Origin of the sequence: Gordonibacter faecis (assembly GCF_030077735.1) — a bacterium.
Classification (GTDB): Bacteria; Actinomycetota; Coriobacteriia; order Coriobacteriales; family Eggerthellaceae; genus Gordonibacter; species Gordonibacter faecis.
This window is the reverse complement of record NZ_JASJEU010000015.1, coordinates 24,465-42,849: the sequence shown is the minus strand read 5'-3', so window position 1 is coordinate 42,849 and position 18,385 is coordinate 24,465. Positions and strand designations below refer to the sequence as shown.

15 protein-coding genes are annotated in these 18,385 nt (G+C 63.2%); 14 read left to right on the top strand and 1 reads right to left on the bottom strand.

Going from position 1 to position 18,385, the window contains the following annotated elements; all coding sequences use genetic code 11:
• Positions 1-57: 57 nt before the first annotated feature.
• Positions 58-1,539, bottom strand: coding sequence for a DUF1846 domain-containing protein (locus QNJ86_RS08670; RefSeq protein WP_283832215.1), 1,482 nt, complete (start codon positions 1,537-1,539; stop codon positions 58-60).
• A gap of 304 nt (positions 1,540-1,843) precedes the next feature.
• Here QNJ86_RS08670 and QNJ86_RS08665 point away from each other — a divergent pair, with 304 nt between their 5' ends.
• The 14 genes from QNJ86_RS08665 (at position 1,844) to QNJ86_RS08600 (ending at position 18,313) form a co-directional block, all read left to right on the top strand.
• Entirely contained in the window at positions 1,844-2,746 is a 903-nt protein-coding gene (locus tag QNJ86_RS08665) for a site-specific tyrosine recombinase (RefSeq protein WP_283832214.1), read from the top strand.
• 302 nt (positions 2,747-3,048) lie between these two features.
• Complete coding sequence (locus QNJ86_RS08660; protein ID WP_283832213.1) at positions 3,049-3,522, top strand: division/cell wall cluster transcriptional repressor MraZ; 474 nt, start codon at positions 3,049-3,051, stop codon at positions 3,520-3,522.
• A gap of 29 nt (positions 3,523-3,551) precedes the next feature.
• On the top strand, positions 3,552-4,517 hold the full coding sequence (gene rsmH / locus QNJ86_RS08655; RefSeq protein WP_283832212.1) for a 16S rRNA (cytosine(1402)-N(4))-methyltransferase RsmH: 966 nt from the start codon (positions 3,552-3,554) through the stop codon (positions 4,515-4,517).
• A gap of 90 nt (positions 4,518-4,607) precedes the next feature.
• Positions 4,608-5,078 (top strand): cell division protein FtsL, encoded by a 471-nt coding sequence (locus QNJ86_RS08650; protein ID WP_283832211.1) that lies wholly within the window; start codon positions 4,608-4,610, stop codon positions 5,076-5,078.
• Positions 5,079-5,082: 4 nt separating this feature from the next.
• The gene (locus tag QNJ86_RS08645; protein ID WP_283832210.1) at positions 5,083-6,870 is read left to right on the top strand and encodes a peptidoglycan D,D-transpeptidase FtsI family protein; all 1,788 of its coding nucleotides are present in this window, start codon (positions 5,083-5,085) and stop codon (positions 6,868-6,870) included.
• Between the two features lie 12 nt (positions 6,871-6,882).
• Positions 6,883-8,385 carry a UDP-N-acetylmuramoyl-L-alanyl-D-glutamate--2,6-diaminopimelate ligase gene (locus QNJ86_RS08640; RefSeq protein ID WP_283832209.1) on the top strand — a complete coding sequence of 501 codons (1,503 nt, stop codon included), beginning with the start codon at positions 6,883-6,885 and terminating at the stop codon, positions 8,383-8,385.
• A gap of 3 nt (positions 8,386-8,388) precedes the next feature.
• Positions 8,389-9,891, top strand: coding sequence for a UDP-N-acetylmuramoyl-tripeptide--D-alanyl-D-alanine ligase (locus QNJ86_RS08635; protein ID WP_283832208.1), 1,503 nt, complete (start codon positions 8,389-8,391; stop codon positions 9,889-9,891).
• Position 9,892: 1 nt separating this feature from the next.
• Positions 9,893-10,939 (top strand): phospho-N-acetylmuramoyl-pentapeptide-transferase, encoded by a 1,047-nt coding sequence (mraY, locus tag QNJ86_RS08630; protein WP_283832207.1) that lies wholly within the window; start codon positions 9,893-9,895, stop codon positions 10,937-10,939.
• Positions 10,940-10,942: 3 nt separating this feature from the next.
• Positions 10,943-12,463 (top strand): UDP-N-acetylmuramoyl-L-alanine--D-glutamate ligase, encoded by a 1,521-nt coding sequence (gene murD / locus QNJ86_RS08625; RefSeq protein WP_283832206.1) that lies wholly within the window; start codon positions 10,943-10,945, stop codon positions 12,461-12,463.
• A 7-nt stretch (positions 12,464-12,470) separates the two neighbouring features.
• Positions 12,471-13,733, top strand: a complete 1,263-nt coding sequence (locus QNJ86_RS08620; RefSeq protein ID WP_283832205.1) for an FtsW/RodA/SpoVE family cell cycle protein — start codon at positions 12,471-12,473, stop codon at positions 13,731-13,733.
• 3 nt (positions 13,734-13,736) lie between these two features.
• Entirely contained in the window at positions 13,737-14,837 is a 1,101-nt protein-coding gene (gene murG / locus QNJ86_RS08615; protein WP_283832204.1) for an undecaprenyldiphospho-muramoylpentapeptide beta-N-acetylglucosaminyltransferase, read from the top strand.
• 48 nt (positions 14,838-14,885) lie between these two features.
• The gene (gene murC / locus QNJ86_RS08610; protein ID WP_283832203.1) at positions 14,886-16,352 is read left to right on the top strand and encodes a UDP-N-acetylmuramate--L-alanine ligase; all 1,467 of its coding nucleotides are present in this window, start codon (positions 14,886-14,888) and stop codon (positions 16,350-16,352) included.
• A 7-nt stretch (positions 16,353-16,359) separates the two neighbouring features.
• Entirely contained in the window at positions 16,360-17,292 is a 933-nt protein-coding gene (gene murB / locus QNJ86_RS08605) for a UDP-N-acetylmuramate dehydrogenase (protein WP_283832202.1), read from the top strand.
• A gap of 145 nt (positions 17,293-17,437) precedes the next feature.
• Positions 17,438-18,313 carry a cell division protein FtsQ/DivIB gene (locus tag QNJ86_RS08600; protein WP_283832201.1) on the top strand — a complete coding sequence of 292 codons (876 nt, stop codon included), beginning with the start codon at positions 17,438-17,440 and terminating at the stop codon, positions 18,311-18,313.
• The last annotated feature ends 72 nt before the right edge of the window (positions 18,314-18,385 follow it).

Below are 18,385 nucleotides of genomic sequence, written 5' to 3'. Positions count from 1 at the left end.
GGATGACACGAGAGGCGCGCCCAGGCACAAAAAGAGGGCCGAAGCCCTCTCTCTTACCTATTTATGGTAGTACCTGTGTTGCTCGTATTTGGGTTCGCAGCAGACGTTGATGCCGAGGGTGCGGTACAGCTTCTCGTCGGTGGCGGAGATAATCACGCTGAAGAAGGCGTCGCAGCCGCGCAGGTCGTCAATGTGGTCGATCAGCTTTTTCGCCAGGGGGTCGGTGGCGGAGCTGATGGACAGGGCGATCAGTGTCTCGTCGGAGTGTAGGCGCGGGTTCGTGCTGTGCAGCTGGTCGGTTTTCAGGCGGCAGATGGGCTCAATGACCTCATCACTTATGACATCGATGTCGTCATCCACGCCCGCCACGCCCTTCAGCGCGTTCATCATCAGCGACGATGCCGCGCCCAGCAGCGTGGACGTTTTGCCCGTCACCACGGTGCCGTCAGGCAGCACCATGCCGCCAGCCGGCGCGCCGGTCATTTCCTCTTTCAGCAGCGCGGCCGAGCGCGCGGGGGAGAGCCCCATCCCCACGCCGGCCTGGTTCATGAGCAGCTCCAGCTTCTCCACCTGCTCTTCGCCCACGCCGCTGCGCTTCACTTCCACGGCCGTCTGGAAGTAGCGCCGCACTATCTCCATGCGCGCCGCGTCGCACACCGCCTCGTCATCCACAATGGCCAAACCCGCCATGTTCACACCCATGTCGGTGGGCGACTTGTAGGGGCTGTCGCCCGCAATGCGCTCCATCATGGCTTTCAGCACGGGGAATATCTCCACGTCGCGGTTGTAGTTCACCGTGGTTTCGCCATAGGCTTCCAAGTGGAAGGGGTCGATGGTGTTCACGTCATTCAGGTCAACCGTGGCCGCCTCATACGCCACGTTCACCGGATGCTTCAGCGGCAAGTTCCACACGGGGAACGTTTCGTACTTCGCGTAGCCAGCCGCCACGCCGCGTTCGTGCTCATGGTAGAGCTGCGACAGGCACGTGGCCATTTTGCCTGATCCGGGGCCCGGCGCGGTCACTACCACCAGCGGGCGCGTGGTTTCGATGTAGGCGTTTTGGCCGTAGCCCTCGTCGCTTACGATGTGGTCGATGTCGTAGGGGTAGCCGGCAATGGGGTGGTGCACGTACGTCTTAATGCCCAGCGCGTCCAGGCGCTTGCGGAACGCGTCGGCATCGGGCTGGTTCGTGTAGTGGGTTATCACCACGCTGTTCACCAGAAAGCCCATGCCGCGGAAAATGTCCATCAGGCGCAGCGAGTCCTCATCGTAGGTGATGCCCAAGTCCCCGCGCTGCTTGCTCTTCTCGATGTCGTTCGCGTTGATGGTAACAATAATTTCCACATCGTCTATCAGCTGCTTCAGCATGCGGATTTTGGAGTCGGGCTCGAAGCCGGGCAGCACGCGCGCCGCGTGGTAGTCGTCGAACAGCTTGCCGCCGAATTCCAGGTACAGCTTGCCGCCGAACATCTCAATACGGTCGCGGATGCGCTCTGCTTGCAGCGCGATGTACTTGTCGTTGTCAAATCCGATGCGCATGGGTAAGCGGGCCCCTTTCTTGGATGGGATGGGGAACGGGTGGCGCCGCACTCGCGCGGCGGTCTCTTCGACTGAAATTATAGCCTACTCGGCAGGCGCGGATGTTGCCGGTGTGTGAATTCACCAGGTGAGTGCCCCTGGTTTTCGCGGCCGTTCGCGGGCGCGTGCAGTAGAATGTGGGGAATCGGGCGCGACGGAAGCGAAAGAGCGGAGGTGAGGCAGTGGTTGACGTGGGGAAAGGGAAGCGAATGCGCGCTGGTGCTACGGTGGCTGCCGCGGCCTCCCCGCCCCGAGGGGCGGTGCCATGCCTGAGGCGCTAAAACCCCTCATCGACGAATACCTGTCGCACCTGCGCGTGGAGCGGGGCAGCTCGCCGCTTACCGTGTCGTCCTACGCCACCGACCTCGCCGACTACGCGACCTTCCTGGCCGAACAGGGCACGCGCACCGTGGATGACATCGACCGCACGGTGGTGGTGGCCTACGAGGCCAGCCTTATTGAGCGCGGCTATGCCACCTCAAGCGTGGGTCGACGCGTGTCGGTGCTCAAGGGCTTCCACCGCTTCCTCGTGCGCGAGGGCTACGCGCGCCGCAACCCCACCGACACGCTGCAGCTGCCGAAGCCGCCCGAGCGCCTGCCCGATGTGCTGTCCGTGTCGCAGGTGAACGCGCTTTTGTCCGGCGAGGCCGACCGCGCGCCGCTCACCGTGCGCAACCGCGCCATCCTGGAAGTGCTCTACGGCTGTGGCTTGCGCGTGAGCGAGTGTACGGGGTTGGACCTGGGTGACTGCATTCTGGATGAAGGCTACCTGCGCATTGTGGGCAAAGGCAACAAGGAACGCATCGCCCCCATCTCCGGTGCCGGCTTGGCCGCGCTTGAGGACTACCTGGCCAACGCGCGCCCTGACCTGCTGAAACCCTATGCGAAGCCCACGTCCGCCGTGTTCCTCAACGCGCGCGGCGGGCGCCTCACGCGCCAAAGCGTACATACTATAGTAGCGGATGCCGGCCGCACCATCGGCCTTGCCGACCTGCACCCCCACACGCTGCGCCACTCGTTCGCCACTCACATGCTGGAAGGCGGGGCCGATCTGCGCGTCATCCAGGAAATCCTCGGCCACTCAGACATCTCCACCACGCAGATCTACACCCACGTGAACCGCACCCACATTCGCGAGGAATACCTCCACGCCCACCCGCGCGCCTAGACGCACCTCTTACGGGTAGCAGTGGGACGGGGTGGGGGAAGCCCACAATTTCTCCCACTTTATCCCCCCGCGCGTTTTTCTGACCCACCAATCCATATCTTGTGGGTGTTTTTCCGTGCCCGGCAACATATGGGAGAGGTACAAAATTTTAGGGGCGAACACCAGTTCACCTGAGGTTAAACATACGGTTTCATCACGGCAAAAAGGGCCCGCCAGGGCGCAAAAATGTTGCGAAGTGGGATGAAGTGGGATAGAATGCCAAACATCGAAAGGGCCGAGTGGGCCAACACGGAAAGGGTAGCATGGCGGACGTCGTCGACACAGCGGAAGGCACCAAGACGACGCGTATCGTCGATCTGAATGGTGAATACCGCTTCAAGGTGGATGCCAAAGGCCGCATGTCCCTGCCCGCGAAATTCCGCAAAGCACTTTCGAGCGATCTGGTGGTAACCCGCAATCCGAAGGACGAGTGCCTCTACGTTTTCGAACCCGAAGCGTTCAACAACTGGGTGATCAAAGCGCTTGAGGACAAGTTCGGGAAGTTTGATTCCACGAACGATCTGCATGTACGTCTGCGCCGCAAGCTGAAGTCGCGCGCGAAGGACGTGGAAGTGGATGGTTCGGGGCGCATCATGCTCCCCAGCGAGGCGCGCGCGGCAACGGGCATCGACAAGGATGTCGCGGTCGTGGGCAACACGGGCTACTTCGAGATTTGGGACGCGAAGCGTTACGAGATGCAGGACGACGACACCGACCTCAGCTTGCTCTTCGGCTGAGTGCGGGCAGATCGTAAGACGTGAGCGCAATGACAAGCGAATATCGGCAATTCAAGCACACACCGGTTCTGCTCGCCGAGTGCCTCGAACAATCACACCTTAAACCACAGCAGACGTTCGTGGACGCAACACTCGGCGGTGCAGGGCATTCTCTCGAAATGGCCAAGCTCATTGGGGCTGGCGGTACGCTTATCGGCATCGACCAAGACGAAGTGGCGCTCGCCGCCGCCCGTCAGCGGTTGGAATCTTTGCCTGTGGAGCAGCGCCCGCACCTGGAACTTCTGCGCGGCAATTTCGGGGATATGGACGACTTGCTCGTCAGTGCCGAGGTGCCCGGGGTCGATGCGTTCCTCTTCGACCTGGGAGTATCGTCGGTGCAGATAGACACACCGTCTCGTGGCTTCTCCTTCAAGGAGAATGGCCCCCTTGATATGCGGATGGATCCGGGAAAACAAACCCTTACCGCAGCAGAGATCATCAACACCTATAACGCAGCAGATCTCACTCGGATCATCCGTACGAACTCGGACGAAAAGTGGGCCAGCCGCATTGCGGACTTCATCGTGCGCGAGCGCGAGAAGGCCCCGTTCGAAACGAGCGAGCAGTTGGTCGACCTTATTAAAGCAGCTATTCCGGCCTCGGCGCGACGCGCTGGCGGCCATCCGGCGAAGCGAACGTTCCAGGCGCTCAGGATTGAAGTCAACTCGGAGCTGGACGTGTTGCGTCGAGGACTCGACGCGGCTGTCCGCTGGCTCAATCCTGGTGGTCGCCTGGTGGTTATCAGTTATCACTCGCTGGAAGATCGCATTGTGAAAGAAACGTTCAACTCGTATGCGAACCGCTGCACGTGCCCACCAGACCTGCCAGTTTGTGTGTGTGGAAAACAGCCGATACTCGATGTGATAACGCGCAAACCGCTTCTACCCACACCGGGGGAGATCGAGCGCAACCCCCGGGCCCGCAGCGCCAAGCTGCGCGTGGCCCAGAAACGCTAACGAACACAACGTGACGGTCGGGTCGTGCCCGACCGCCTTATATACAGACCACCGAAACGCAGCCAGAAACGAAGTAGAAGGAGGTTGGTCATGGCGGGAGCCGCACCGGCGTTCTCATATAGCTATCCCGAGCGCATCCCTGAGCGTCCTCTGCGCCCGCGCGTCAGCGTTATGCCCGGTACGGGCACGCGCGAAAGCACGCATGCCATGCCCACCACCGTGGTGCTGTTGGCGAAGGCCGCGGCCGTTATATTGGTAGCGGTGGCGCTTCTGTGCTGCGCGCGCATTGCGCTGGCTTCGGCCGCCGTGTCCACGTCGCTTCAGGCTCAGCAGCTGGAAAATCAGATTGACGAGGCGCGTTCCACCGGCAGCAACCTGGAAGTGAAGCAGAGCACGCTTTCCAACCCCACGCGCGTCAAGGGCGAGGCGGGCCGCTTGAACATGGCTGCCCCCGAGTCTGTGGGCGTGATTGACCTGGGTGTTGACGTGGTCGCCTACGACGCGGCTGGTAACCTTTCCCTGTCCAAGAGCGTGCAGATCGCCGCCGGAACCGCGGAGTAGCATCGTGGCGGGCAAGTCCCACACGTCCCGCGCCGCGCGCGGCGGCCAGGGCCGTGCGTTCGCGGGGTCTTCGCGTGCGTCATCCTTTGTGGAAGCGGCTGAGTCCAGCCGCGCCTTCTTTCCTATAGTGGTGTTTGGCGTTATTGCGCTTTTGCTGTTGGCACGCCTGGTGTATTTGCAGGTCATCGTGGCGCCGGAGTATTCGGCGCAGGCCCAGGAAGCGCGCACGGTGGGCTTTGGCATAGAGCCTCGGCGTGGCACCATTTACGACCGCAACGGCACGGTGCTGGCTGTGAGCGTGGATGCCACCACCATCTATGCAAACCCCTCTGAGGTGGAAGACATTCGCGGCACCGCCAAGGCGCTTGCCGGCGTACTGGGTGGAGAGATGGCCGACTACGAGGACATTCTTGCCGCCAACACCTCCACGTTCGCCTTCGTCAAACGCAAGGCCGACGTTGAGGTGGCGCAGAAGGTGAAGGAGCTTAAGCTCAAGGGCATTTACTTCATTGCCGACACGCGTCGCGAATACCCGAATGGCCAGATTGCGGGCCAGATTGTGGGCAGTTGCGAGATTGCGCTCGACAAAGAGGCGGGTCGCGAATACTACAAGGGCCTCACGGGCCTGGAAAAATACTACGACGACATCCTGTCCGGCGAACCGGGCTACTACGAGGCCGAACGCGGGCGCGACGGCCAGCCCATTCCCGGCGGCGTGCACGAATCAACCCCGGCGGTGGACGGCCAGGACATCATTATCTCCATTGACCTGGAGTTACAGCAGTTTGTGGAAGAGCGCCTGACCTCGGGCGTGAAGGACCTCAGCGCCACCGGCGGCAATGCGGTGGTTATGGACGGCGCCACGGGTGAAATCTACGCCGCCGCGTCGCTTCCGCTGTTCAACCCCGCCGACCGCTCGAAAGTTGAGACGGGTGCCACCGAACTCAAGAGTGTGTCGGACCTGTTCGAGCCGGGTTCCATCTTCAAATCGGTAACCGCCATGGCTGTGCTGGAAACGGAAACCATGACGCCTGATACCGAACTGTTCTGCCCCGCCACGCTGGAGGCCGATGGCTACGTCATTTCTGACGCGCACGACCGCGGCGACGCCACGTTCACGTTGCGGCAGATCATGGACCAGTCGTCGAACATCGGCATCTCGCTGGCCGCGCAGAACATGGGCTTCGACAAGCTGTACGACTACATATTAAAGTACAACCTGCACGAGAAGACGGGCGTGGATTTCCCCGGTGAGGGCGTGGAAGGCTCGGACGTAGTGGGTTACATGGTGCCGTTCGACGAACTCAGCCGCGTCGGCGCGTACAACGTCAGCTTCGGCCAGGGCATTTCCGTCACGCCGCTCCAGATGACGCGCTTCTACGGCGCGCTTACCAATAACGGCGTGGAGTGCACCCCGCACTTCCTTATTAGTAAGCCGCAAACAGGTGAGAAAATCTGCTATCCCACTGAAGACGTGGTGGAAAACAAGGCCGCCATTCCGCAGATGACCGACATGCTGAAGACGGTGGTCACGGAAGGTACCGGCAAAAAGGCCGCCATTGAGGGCTTCAATGTGGCGGGCAAAACGTCCACGGCCGAGATCTATGAGCAGGGCAAGGGCTACCGCGAAGGCGTGTACAACCTGGCCTTCACCGGTTTTCTGGCCGACTCGTCAAGTCAATTGGTTTGTTTTGTGGGTGCGAACGAGGTTCCCTCAGACGGTGTGGTCACTCCGCTGTTTAAGGATATAATGGCTACTGCCATCGACCGTTTCCAGATTTTGCCGGAATGAGGATAGATCATCATGGGGAAAACCTGCACCGAGCTTTTCGCGGGCGTGAACTGCACTATTATCGGCAACGCTGACGAAGAAGTGGGCGGCATCGCCTACCGCAGCGACCGCGTGCAGCCAGGCGACGCGTTCTTTTGCATTGTGGGCCTGACCACCGACGGCCACTCGTTTGCGCAAGACGCCATCAACCGCGGCGCCAAGGTGCTGGTGGTGGAGCGCAAGGTGTATCTGGCCGACGCGACGGATGTCACCGAAGTAGTGGTTACCGACACGCGCAAGGCCATGGCTGCGGCCGCCGCGAACTTCTACGATCATCCCTCCCGCGATTTCTCGCTGGTGGGCATTACCGGCACGAACGGCAAAACCACCACTACCTATTTGGTGGAACACATTGCGCGCGAGGCGGGCAAGCGTACGGGCGTGATTGGTACCGTGGGCGTGCGCATAGGCGATGAGCAGGAGAAATCCGCGCGCACGACGCCCGAGTCGCCCGATTTGCAGGCCACGTTCGCCCGCATGCGCGACGCGCGCTGCGACGTGGTGGCTATGGAGGTGAGTTCGCACGCGCTGGATTTGGAGCGCACGTGGGGTACTCAGTTTGCCGTGACGGCGTTCTCGAATCTCACGCAGGATCACCTGGACTACCACCACACGTTTGAAGCGTACTTCGAAGCGAAGGCGCGCCTGTTCTCGAAGGATTACCCGGCTCGGCGCGTTATCTGCATCGACGACAAGTGGGGCAAGGAGTTGCTGCGTCGCTGCTCGTCGGCTGAGGACAGCATTATTACGACGGGCTTTGACCCCGCCGCGCAAATTCATCCCGTGAAGGTGCGCTATACTCCCACGCTCACCGAGGTGGAACTTGAGGTGCGCGGTAGCCGCGTGAACCTGCGCTACCCACTGGTGGGCCGCTTCAATGTGGAGAACGTCATGTGCGCGTTCGGCATTGCGCTGCAGCTGGGCATTTCGACCGACACCATTGTTGATGCGCTGAAGGATGCGCCGCAGATTCCCGGGCGCCTGGAGCGCGTGAGTGCGCCGTGCGACGGTGGCGTGGCCGTGTTTGTGGACTATGCGCACACACCTGATGCGCTGGAGAAGGCGCTGGGGTCCATTAAAGAGTTAGCACGCGGGCGCACCATCTGCGTGTTTGGGTGCGGCGGCGACCGCGACGCGTCGAAGCGCTCCATCATGGGTAAGGTAGCGCTTTCGGCTGACTTTGCCGTGGTCACGAGCGACAACCCGCGCCACGAGGACCCGCTGGCTATCATCGACGACATCGTGGCGGGCATGGGTCCGGCGGGCGAGCGCTACGCCGTGGAACCCGACCGCCGCGCGGCCATTGCGCTCGCGCTGGCGTACGCGCGCCCGGATGACGTGGTGCTCATTGCGGGCAAGGGCCACGAGGACTACCAACTGGTGGGTGACGAGGTGCTGTCGTTCGACGATCGGGTGGTAGCGGCTGAGGAATTGAAGCGCGCGTTTGGCGGCCTGCTTGATGAGGAAGCGAAGTAGCCCATGCGCTTGAATGCGAAGCAGATAGCGGCGTGTACCGGGGGCACCTTCGTGGTGGAACCGGTGGATGCTCGGGCGCTGTTGACGGGGCTAACCTGGGATTCGCGCGAGGTGCATCCGGGTGATTTGTATGTGGCACTGCCGGGTGAGCGGGTGGATGGCCACGCCTTCATTGCTGCGGCGCTACGCGCGGGGGCGCTGGGGGCACTGGTCATGCAGCCGGTAGACCAGTCGGTGCGCACTCTTGCGCGCGAGTTGGGCGCGGCGCTCATCGACGTGCCCGATACGACTCATGCGGTAACTGACATTGCGCGTGAATGGCGCGGCCACTTGAAGGGCCGCGTTATTGCGCTCACAGGTTCCACGGGCAAGACCACTACGAAAAACCTCGTGCGCGACGTGTTGGCCGCGGCGCACACGGTGGTGGCTACGGCCGGTAACCAGAACAACGAGTTGGGCGTTCCCAAGACGCTGCTTACCGCCGAACCCGACACCGAAGCGGTAGTGGTGGAGATGGGCATGCGCGGCGCGGGCCAGATTGCCGCGCTCTGCGCGTTCGTGCGTCCCGACTGGGGCCTCATTACCAACGTGGGCGAAAGCCACATTGAGCTTCTGGGGAGCCGCGAGAATATCGCGCGCGCCAAGGCGGAGCTTTTGCGTGAGCTGCCTGAAGGGGTGGGCCGCGCGTTCGTGAATGCCGATGACGACTTCGCAGACTTCGTGCGCGCCGATGCACACGTGGATGCGCGCGGGGTGGCAACGGTGCTGTTCGACGGCTCGTCGCAGGCGCCTGAGCGCTGCGGGCAGGGGAGCGGCGACGAGGCTGCTCCGGCACGCATGTGGGCTGAAGATGTGACGCTTGATGAGCAGGGTCGTCCGCACTTCACGTTGTGTGCCTGCGGGTTTGGTGACGACGACGCGGCTGCGCCCGCGCCCGCGGTGGAAACCGCGCCCTGTTCGCTCACTCTGCGAGGCCTGCACAACGTGGCGAACGCCTGCGCTGCCGCAGCGGTGGGGCGCGCCTTTGGTATGTCGCTTGCCGCCGTGGCCGAGGCGCTTTCGCACGCCGAGCCGGAGGCGGGCCGCCAGGAAGTGCTTGCTGCACGCGCGGGCTACACCGTGGTCAACGACGCGTACAACGCCAACCCCGATTCCATGCGGGCTTCCCTGCGCACGTTCTGCGCGCTGGAAGTGCCCGGTCGTCGTGTTGCGGTACTGGGTGATATGGGCGAGCTGGGCGAATACGCCCCGGCGTGCCACGAAGGGGTGGGTGCGCTGGCGGGGTCGCTTCCGCTTGAGCGTCTCATCTGTGTGGGTGAACTGGCGCGTCTCATTGCGGACGCCGCTGAGCAGGCGGGTATGGATCCGGCGCGCATCGTGCGCGCCGACTGCGTCGCGGAGGTGCTCGGAGATTTGGATGCGTATCTGGAGCCCGGGGATGCTGTCTTGGTGAAGGCGTCGCATTTCATGGGTTTGGAGCGCGTGGTCGAAGGACTGGTCAACTGATATGTTTGCTATCTTTTCGGAATATCCAACGTTTCTCGTGTTTTTGGCCATTGTACTGGCCATTGTGGTTACCATGGCGCTCACGCCGTTTTGGATTAGGTTCCTCAAATCCAGCCACATCGGTCAGCAGGTGCGCGCTGACGGCCCCGAGAGTCACCTGGTCAAGCAAGGCACGCCCACCATGGGTGGCGTCATCATGCTCATTGCCGTTATCGCGACGGCGCTTGTGGTAGGCATGCCCACGCCCGAGACGTTTGTGCTGTTGGGTGCCACGGTGCTCACGGGTCTGTTGGGTTTGGTCGACGATGCGTCGAAGGTGATCAAAGAGCGCTCGCTCGGCCTTACGCCGAAGATGAAACTGGTGGGCCAGTTCGCCATTGCCACGGTGTTTTGCCTGGTGGCAGTGAACCTCATTGGCATTGAGCCCACGGTGGAGATTCCGTTTATCTACACATTTGACTTCGGCATTCTCACCACGGTGGTGCCCATTGGCGACGGCATCGCCATTCCGTGGCTCTACCTCTTGTTCGTGAATATCCTGTTGGTGGGCTTGTGCAACGCGGTGAACCTCACTGACGGGCTGGACGGCCTGGCCGCCGGCACCGTCATGATTGTTATGATTGTTATGGCCGCCATCGCGTACCGCTCCGACCTTCTGGAGCCCGCCATCTTTGCGGCCGCCATCGCGGGCGCGTGCGTCGGGTTTCTGTGGTTCAACTCGTTCCCGGCCGACATCTTCATGGGCGACACCGGCTCGCTTGCGCTCGGCATGGCGCTTGGGTGCCTGGCTGTGCTCACGAAGACCGAGTTCATCTCCATCATCATTGGCGGCCTGTTTGTGGCCGAGGCCCTGTCCGTCATGATTCAGGTGTTCTACTTCAAGAAAACCCGCAAGCGCATCTTCCTCATGGCGCCGTTGCATCACCACTTCGAGAAGAAGGGGTGGAGCGAGACGAAGGTGGTTGTGCGCTTCTGGATTATCTCCGGTGTGCTTGCGGCCTGCGGTTTCTCGCTGTACTTCGCCGAGTCGCTCATGGCGGTGGCGTAGGGTATGACGCGCGAGGGCTTCATCGAAGGGCGTCGATGCGCGCCAATGCGCCTGGGGCGTGTGCTTATTTTGGGCCTGGGGGCCTCCGGCCGCGCCATGGTGGACTACTGCCTGCCGCTGGTGGGCGAGCGCGTGGAAGCGCTGGCTATAGCGGCCGGCGCACGCACGGATGCGTCCGAGGCGTTCGCGGCCCAAGCGGCTGCGGCCGGTGCGCACGTGGCGTTCGGCGATGATGCCGTGGCCGAACTGGTGGCTGCGTTGCCTGTGCGTGAGCAGAACCCCGCGTTTGATATCTGCGTGCCGAGCCCTGGTATTCCCCAGTCTTCGGCGCTCTATGCGTCCGGTGCCGCGACCAGCGCCGAAACAGTGAGCGAAGTGGAATTCGCCTGGCGCGAGAGCGCGGCGGACAGCCGGTGGGCGGCCGTCACCGGCACGAACGGCAAGACAACGGTGGCGTCCCTTGTCGCGCACCTCATGCGCGAAGCGGGAACGCGTGCCGCGGCCGTGGGCAACATCGGCGACACGTGCATTGCCGCCGTGGCGGCGGGGCGCACTGACGTGTATGTGGCTGAGGTGTCGTCCTACCAGTTGGCCTCCACAAGGCAGTTTGCGCCAAACGCGGCGGCGCTGCTGAACATTACCTCTGATCACTTGCACTGGCATGGCACGTTTGAGGCGTATCGTGACGCTAAGTTGAAGTTGCTGGCGAACTTGGCGGACATACCGGGTTCTGTGGCGGTGCTTGACGCGACGAACGACATCGTGCGTGCTGAGGTGAGGCGCCTGCGCGCGCTCGGCGATGAACGCGGGTTTGCCTACGTGCCGCTGGGCACGGCAGAGGGTTTGGCAGGCGACATGCGTGCGCGCTGCGGCAGCCACAACGCGGCCTTCATCGCCGCTGATGACACGCTTACCGTGGCATTGGGCGGCCGCGAGCACGCGCTCGTGCGCGCCGACGAGTTGCTTATCGAAGGCGCACACAACGCGGGCAACGCCCTTGCTGCGGCGGCCTGCGCGCTGGCTCTTGGCGCTGATGAGGCATCCGTTGCGCGCGGCCTGCGCACCTTCGCACCGCTTGAGCATCGCATCGAACCGTGCGGTTCGGTGGCAGGCGTCACGTGCGTTAACGACTCCAAGGCCACGAATGTGGACGCCACGCTGAAGGCGCTCGCGTCGTTCCCCGGCACGGGCGTGATTGCGCTTCTGGGCGGCGACGACAAGGGAACCGACCTCGCACCGCTGGTAGAAGCCGCGCACGCACACACCCGCGCGGTCGTGTGCTTTGGCGAAGCGGGGTCACGCTTTAGCGAAGCTTTTAGTGGATCTGTATCTGAGGATTTCTCCGTCCTGCGCGCCGCCCACCTGGAAGACGCCTTCGACGCGGCACTCGCAGCCGCACGCCCGGGGGACGTGGTGTTGCTGTCCCCGGCCTGCGCGTCGTTTGATGAGTTCGGCTCCTTCGAAGAGCGGGGGCGTGTCTTTAAGGCGCTCGTAGCCCAGCGCGCAGCCCGCGCGGAAGGGTAGGCTTGTCATGGCTGCCCGGGGCGCGCGCGGAGCGCGGGAAGTCCCCGCGCACATCATGGGACCGCGCATCATCCTTCTGCTGACCACACTGGCGTTGCTGCTGTTGGGCTTCGTCATGGTGTATTCCACCTCGTCGGTCATTGCGCTTTCCACGGGTGACCCGGCCGAGGTCAACCCCATGGCCGACATGGTGGGCCAGGTAAAGTACGCCGCCGTGGGTATTGTGCTCGCCATCATTTTGTGGAAGTTCATCCCCTATACGCTTTGGAAGAGTAACGCCGTCTGGATTGTGTGGGGCGTTGCGTTTGTGCTGCTGCTGGCTACCGCGTTTATGGGCGTGGGTGAAGACGAGTGGGGCGCGAGTCGCTGGCTTGCCGTGGGAGGCGCCAGCCTCCAACCCTCGGAGTTCGCCAAGATTGCGCTCGTGCTGGTGGCCGCGCGCCTGTTCTCGGATTTCCGCGACGGCCAACTTACGGTGTCCACTTTCTTCGTGCTGATATTTCTGCTGGTGCTGGCCCCCGTGCTGCTGGTGTTGGTGCAGCAATCGGACCTCGGCACGGCCATGATCTGCGTCGTGGGTATTGTCGCGGTCATGTGGCTGGGCGAGGTGCCCACGCGTGTGATTGTGGTGGTGCTCCTGGCTGTGGTGGCGCTTGGCCTGGTGGGCATCTTCGGGTCGGAGTACCGCCGCGCGCGCCTCATGGTGTTTCTGAACCCGTGGAACGACGGCGAGGGTGGCTACGGCACGGGCTACCAGCTCATTCACTCGCTCTATGCCATCTCGGGCGGTGGCCTGTTCGGTGTGGGGTTGGGCAACTCGCACGAGAAGTTCTTGTACCTCACGCAGTCCGACACCGACTTCATCTTCGCCATCATTGCTGAGGAATTGGGGCTGGTGGGCGCGCTGGCAGTTATCGTGCTGTTCCTGCTGTTTTTGTACGCTGGCATGCGCGTGGCGCGCTCGGCACCCGACGGGTTCGGTACCATGATTGCCGGCGGTCTTACTATTATGATAGCGTTCCAGGCGTTTCTGAATATCGCCATGGTTATCGGGTGGTTCCCCGTGGTGGGAAAGCCGCTGCCGTTCATATCGTCCGGCGGCTCGTCGCTCATTGCCTCGCTTATGATGGTGGGGTTGATCTTGTCGGTGTCGCAGGGGTCGAATGTGTCCGAGGTCTACGAGCGCCGTCGCGCCGACTTACGCGTTGTGCGCGCCGAGCCGGCCGAGCCGCGCAGTGGTTCGTCGCGCGCCCGCAGCAACAGGAGGTAGAACATGCTGGTCGTACTTTCCGGCGGCGGAACCGCTGGTCATATTAACCCGGCGCTTGCGCTGGCCGAGGTGCTGAAAGAGCGCGGCTGCGACGTGCGTTTCGCCGGTACCCCACAGGGCGTGGAGGGGCGGCTTGTGCGCGAGGCGGGCATCCCGTTTCAGGCGTTCGAGGCCGCTGGTTTCAATCGCAACCACCCGCTCACGCTGCCAAAGGGCGTGGCGAAAATCCAAAAGAGCACGGGTGCCGCAAAGAAGTGGCTTGCCGAGATTGGTGCCGACATCGTGGTGTGCTTCGGCGGCTACGTGTGCATTCCCGTGGGGCGCGCGGCCGAAAAGTTGGGCATTCCCGTGGTCATACACGAGCAAAACTCCGTCATGGGCATGGCAAACAAGTACCTGGCGAAGAAGGCGCGCGCCGTGTGTCTCACCTACGAGCATGCCGCCGCTCCGCTGAAAGAACCCGCGCGCTCGCGCGTGGTGCTGACGGGCAACCCGGTGCGCCGCAGCGTGCTGTCGGCCACACGCGCCGAAGGTCGCGAGCGTTTGGGCGTGCCGGAGGACGCGCGCCTGCTGTTGGTGACGGGCGGCAGCCTGGGTGCGCGCCACCTCAACCAGGCGGTGTGCGCCATGAAGGGTGACCTTCTGTCCGCGCCTGATGTGCATGTGGTGCACGTCACGGGTCCGAAGGAGTATGACGCCGTGCGTGATGCCCTGGCGCTCACGCCGGAAGAAGAAAAGCGCTGGCACCTCTTCGGCTACCTGGACTTTATGGGTGCGGCCATGGCGGCGGCCGATGCCATCGTGTCGCGCGCGGGGGCCTCGTCGCTTGCCGAAGTGTCGGCGCGGGCGTTGCCGGCGCTGCTTGTGCCGTTCCCCTTCGCCACCGAAGACCACCAGACCACGAACGCGCGCGCCTACGTGGAAGCGGGTTGCGCGTACCTGGTGGCAGACGACAAGGTAGAAGGCCCCGAGTTCGCGCAGCTTGTGCACTCGCTGCTGGATGATGCGGACGTACGCGCACGCATGAGTGCAGCGGCCCGCGCGCAAAAAACTGAGGACGCGGCTGCAAGATTGGCAGATGTTGTGATGGAGGCGGCGCGTTAGGCCCTCTTTGGTTACCATGGAAGGCTCGCAGAGGAAAGGCACTACGATATGGATACCAACGACAATTGCAACCTGCGCTCGGTGCACTTCATCGGGGTGGGCGGCGTCGGCATGAGTGGCATTGCGCGCGTGGCGTTTGACCAGGGCCTGTGCGTGAGCGGCTCGGATTTGAAGGAAAGCCGCTACACCAAGCAGCTGAAAGCGGCAGGCATCGACGTGCACATTGGCCACGATGCGGCGAATATTCCCGGTGGCCCGGGATGTACCGATGCGGCGCCCGACCGCGTGGTGGTGTCCACGGCCATTTTGGACAACAACCCCGAATACCGCGCCGCCCAAGAACGTGGCCTGCCCATTTGGCACCGCGCGCAGATGCTGGCGCATTTGGGCCGCGACTTGGAAACGCTTGCGGTGGCGGGCACGCACGGCAAGACCACCACGTCTTCTATGCTGGCCAGCGTGCTGGATGACATGGGCGAAGACCCCACGTTCCTCATTGGCGGCATCGTGCGCGCCTACGGCACCAACGCCCATTCCGGGCGCGGGCCGCACTACGTGGTGGAGGCCGACGAAAGCGACAAGTCGTTCACGTACTTGTCGCCGCGCGCTGTGCTGGTGACCAACATCGAGGCCGATCACTTGGATCACTACCGCGACCTCGACGAAATCTACGAGAAGTTTGGCGCGTTCATTGCATCGGTGCCCGAGGATGGCGGCGTGGCCGTGGTCTGCGGCGACGACGCAGAACTCACTCGCTTGGCACGCTCCACCGGCCGCCCGGTCATCACGTACGGCTTTGGCGAAGACTGCGACGCGCGCATTGTGTCGTTTGAGCCGAAGGGCGTGGGGAGTGACTTTTCGCTCGCGCTGCCTGACGGGCGCGTACTGGCGGCTCACATTAAGCAGAATCCTGGCTCGCATAACGCACTCAATGCCGCAGGTGTTATAACGCTCATTGACGCGCTGGGCATGGATGCGCTGGTGGCAGCCCAGGCCATAGGCAACTTTGCCGGCGTGCGCCGCCGCTTCGATTTGGTAGGGGAGGCGGCCGGCATTACGGTGGTGGACGATTACGCGCACCACCCGACCGAGATTGCGGCCACCATTGAGGCGGCCTCGCGCTTGGGCTATCGCCACGTGCACGTGCTGTTCCAGCCGCACCGCTACTCGCGTGCCCCCCTGTTCACCGAGGTGCTGGCCGACGAATTTGGCCGCGCGTTCGACGCGGCGGATTCCGTCACCTTCATGGACGTGTATCCGGCGGGCGAGGCGCCCATCCCGGGTGTGAGTGGCAAGACGTTCCTCAACGTGGTGTTGGATCATGCGGGTCACCCCGAGGCGGCCTACGTGCCGCGCCGCATTGAAGTGGTGCCGTATCTGGCCGCGAAAGCGAACGCGGGTGACCTGGTTATCACCATGGGTGCGGGCGACGTGACGGCCATCGGGCCGCAGCTGGTTGAGGTGCTGCACGCGGGCGACTCGAGCGCGGCTTCCGCAGCCCCCACCCAAAGGTAGGGCAGCCGTGACCGCACGCCACGCATCTTCGCCGCTGGAGGCGCTGCTCGTCGACGGTCGTTTCGACGCCGATGTGTATCCTTCCGAACCCATGAGCCGCCACACGATGTACCGCATCGGCGGCCCCGCGCGCTTCTACGTGCAGGTGGCGTCCATCGGCGCGCTCACGCGGCTGGTGGAAGCGTGCGAACGCACGGACGTACCGTGGGTGGTCGTTGGCCGCGGCAGTAATTTACTGGTGGCTGACGAGGGCTTTCCCGGCGTGGTGATAGCGCTCGGGCGGGATTTTCGCACCTGCCGCTTCGACGAGGACACGCAGCGTTTTTGCGTGGGTGCGGGCGTGCCGCTGTCGTCGGTGGTGCAGGAGGCGTTTCGCCGCTCGCTTGCGGGGCTTGAGTTCGCCGTGGGTACCCCGGGCACGGTGGGGGGCGCGCTGCGTATGAACGCCGGCTCGCGTGACGAGTGGATAGGCGAGCGCGTGGCCTCGGTGACCACGTTCACCCCAGGTGAGGGCCTTGTGCGCCGTGCGGGCGACGAGATTGCGTGGGACTATCGCACCAGCTCGTTTCGCCCCGAGGACATCATTCTCGAATGCGAACTTTCCGTAGAGCCTGCCGATCCGTTCTTCATCCGCGGTAAGATGGAGGCCTCGCTCGCGCGGCGCAAGAAGACACAGCCGCTGTCGGACCCCTCGTGCGGCAGCGTGTTTCGCAACCCCGAGGGCAACTCGGCGGGCGCGCTCGTGGAAGGCGCCGGGCTCAAGGGCGTGTGTAAGGGAGGCGCGCAGGTGAGCGAGCTGCACGCGAATTTCATCGTGAACACGGGCGACGCCACGGCGCGCGACGTGAAGGATCTTATCGAACTCGTACAGGCGAAGGTAAGCGAAACCTATGGCATCGAATTACAACCGGAAGTCCGCTTCCTCGGGTTCTCGCAGTAAGTCAGGACGCGGACGGACGCCAGCGCCCTCGTCGCGTTCTACCCGCTCGCAAGCGAAGGCGGGCAGGAGCACGCGGCAGGGGAATCGTCCGACCAGTTCCGGGCGCACTTCGTCGCGCCCTTCGCAGGCCGGGGCCTACCGCGCTATGCCGGGCGGCCGCTACACGGGTTCGCCGCGTCCGCAGCAGCGCATCACGTCGGTGCGCGTGGGTGACCTCGACCGCGCCGAACGTGCCCAGCGCGCCCACAACACCTACCGTCGCCACGTCATCCGCATTGTGGCCGTGCTCTGCGTGGTGGCCGCGCTCGTGGGCGGCGGCGTTGCCGTGTACTACTCCGACGCATTCGCCATCGAAAACGTGACAGTTTCCGGCGTGGAGCACCTCACGGCCAACGACATGACGAACATGGCGAACGTGCCCGCGAACACCACGCTTCTGCGCGTGGATGCCTCCGGCATTCGCGAGCGGCTGCTGAAGAACTCGTGGGTGAAAGACGCGCAGGTCAAACGCGTATTTCCCAACACGTTGGAACTGGCGGTAACCGAGCGTACCATCGCTGCAGTGGTGCACGTGCCCACCGAGGACGCCACGTCTGTCAAGCAGTGGGCCATCGCATCGGATCACATGTGGCTCATGCCCATCCCCGACCCCGAGTCCGAAACAGGTAAGGCCACCAGCCCCAAGGTGTACGAGGATGCCGCCGCCGTGCTGGCTATCACCGACGTACCCTACGCAACGAAGGCCGACATCGGCACGTACTGCTCCGACGATAACGTGAATAACGCGCTTGACATTGTGTCGGGCCTGACCACCGATTTGGCCGACCACGTCACCAAGGTATCGGCCGCCGGTCCCGAGGAAACAAAGCTCGAACTGGACAGCGGCGTAGAGATAGCCTTCGGCAAAGCAGACGACATCCGCGAAAAGGAACGCGTCTGCCTCAAAATCATGGAAGACAACCCGGATGTCGTTTACATCAACGTCCGAGCCGTCGAACGCCCCACCTGGCGCGCGCTGTAGCGCTTTTTGAAGCGGCGTTTTCGCCTGCGCGGGCGCGTAATCCTTATAAGGCGCACGGCTCAGTTCCGTTCA

Bases quoted from the DNA above. Each gene is read 5' to 3' on its own strand.
- murD (WP_283832206.1), top strand. From the start codon at position 10,943: ATGACGCGCGAGGGCTTCATCGAAGGGCGTCGATGCGCGCCAATGCGC.
- QNJ86_RS08665 (WP_283832214.1), top strand. From the start codon at position 1,844: ATGCCTGAGGCGCTAAAACCCCTCATCGACGAATACCTGTCGCACCTG.
- QNJ86_RS08650 (WP_283832211.1), top strand. From the start codon at position 4,608: ATGGCGGGAGCCGCACCGGCGTTCTCATATAGCTATCCCGAGCGCATC.
- mraY (WP_283832207.1), top strand. From the start codon at position 9,893: ATGTTTGCTATCTTTTCGGAATATCCAACGTTTCTCGTGTTTTTGGCC.
- QNJ86_RS08640 (WP_283832209.1), top strand. From the start codon at position 6,883: ATGGGGAAAACCTGCACCGAGCTTTTCGCGGGCGTGAACTGCACTATT.
- QNJ86_RS08660 (WP_283832213.1), top strand. From the start codon at position 3,049: ATGGCGGACGTCGTCGACACAGCGGAAGGCACCAAGACGACGCGTATC.
- murC (WP_283832203.1), top strand. From the start codon at position 14,886: ATGGATACCAACGACAATTGCAACCTGCGCTCGGTGCACTTCATCGGG.
- QNJ86_RS08635 (WP_283832208.1), top strand. From the start codon at position 8,389: ATGCGCTTGAATGCGAAGCAGATAGCGGCGTGTACCGGGGGCACCTTC.
- murG (WP_283832204.1), top strand. From the start codon at position 13,737: ATGCTGGTCGTACTTTCCGGCGGCGGAACCGCTGGTCATATTAACCCG.
- QNJ86_RS08620 (WP_283832205.1), top strand. From the start codon at position 12,471: ATGGCTGCCCGGGGCGCGCGCGGAGCGCGGGAAGTCCCCGCGCACATC.
- rsmH (WP_283832212.1), top strand. From the start codon at position 3,552: ATGACAAGCGAATATCGGCAATTCAAGCACACACCGGTTCTGCTCGCC.
- QNJ86_RS08600 (WP_283832201.1), top strand. From the start codon at position 17,438: ATGCCGGGCGGCCGCTACACGGGTTCGCCGCGTCCGCAGCAGCGCATC.
- QNJ86_RS08670 (WP_283832215.1), bottom strand. From the start codon at position 1,539: ATGCGCATCGGATTTGACAACGACAAGTACATCGCGCTGCAAGCAGAG.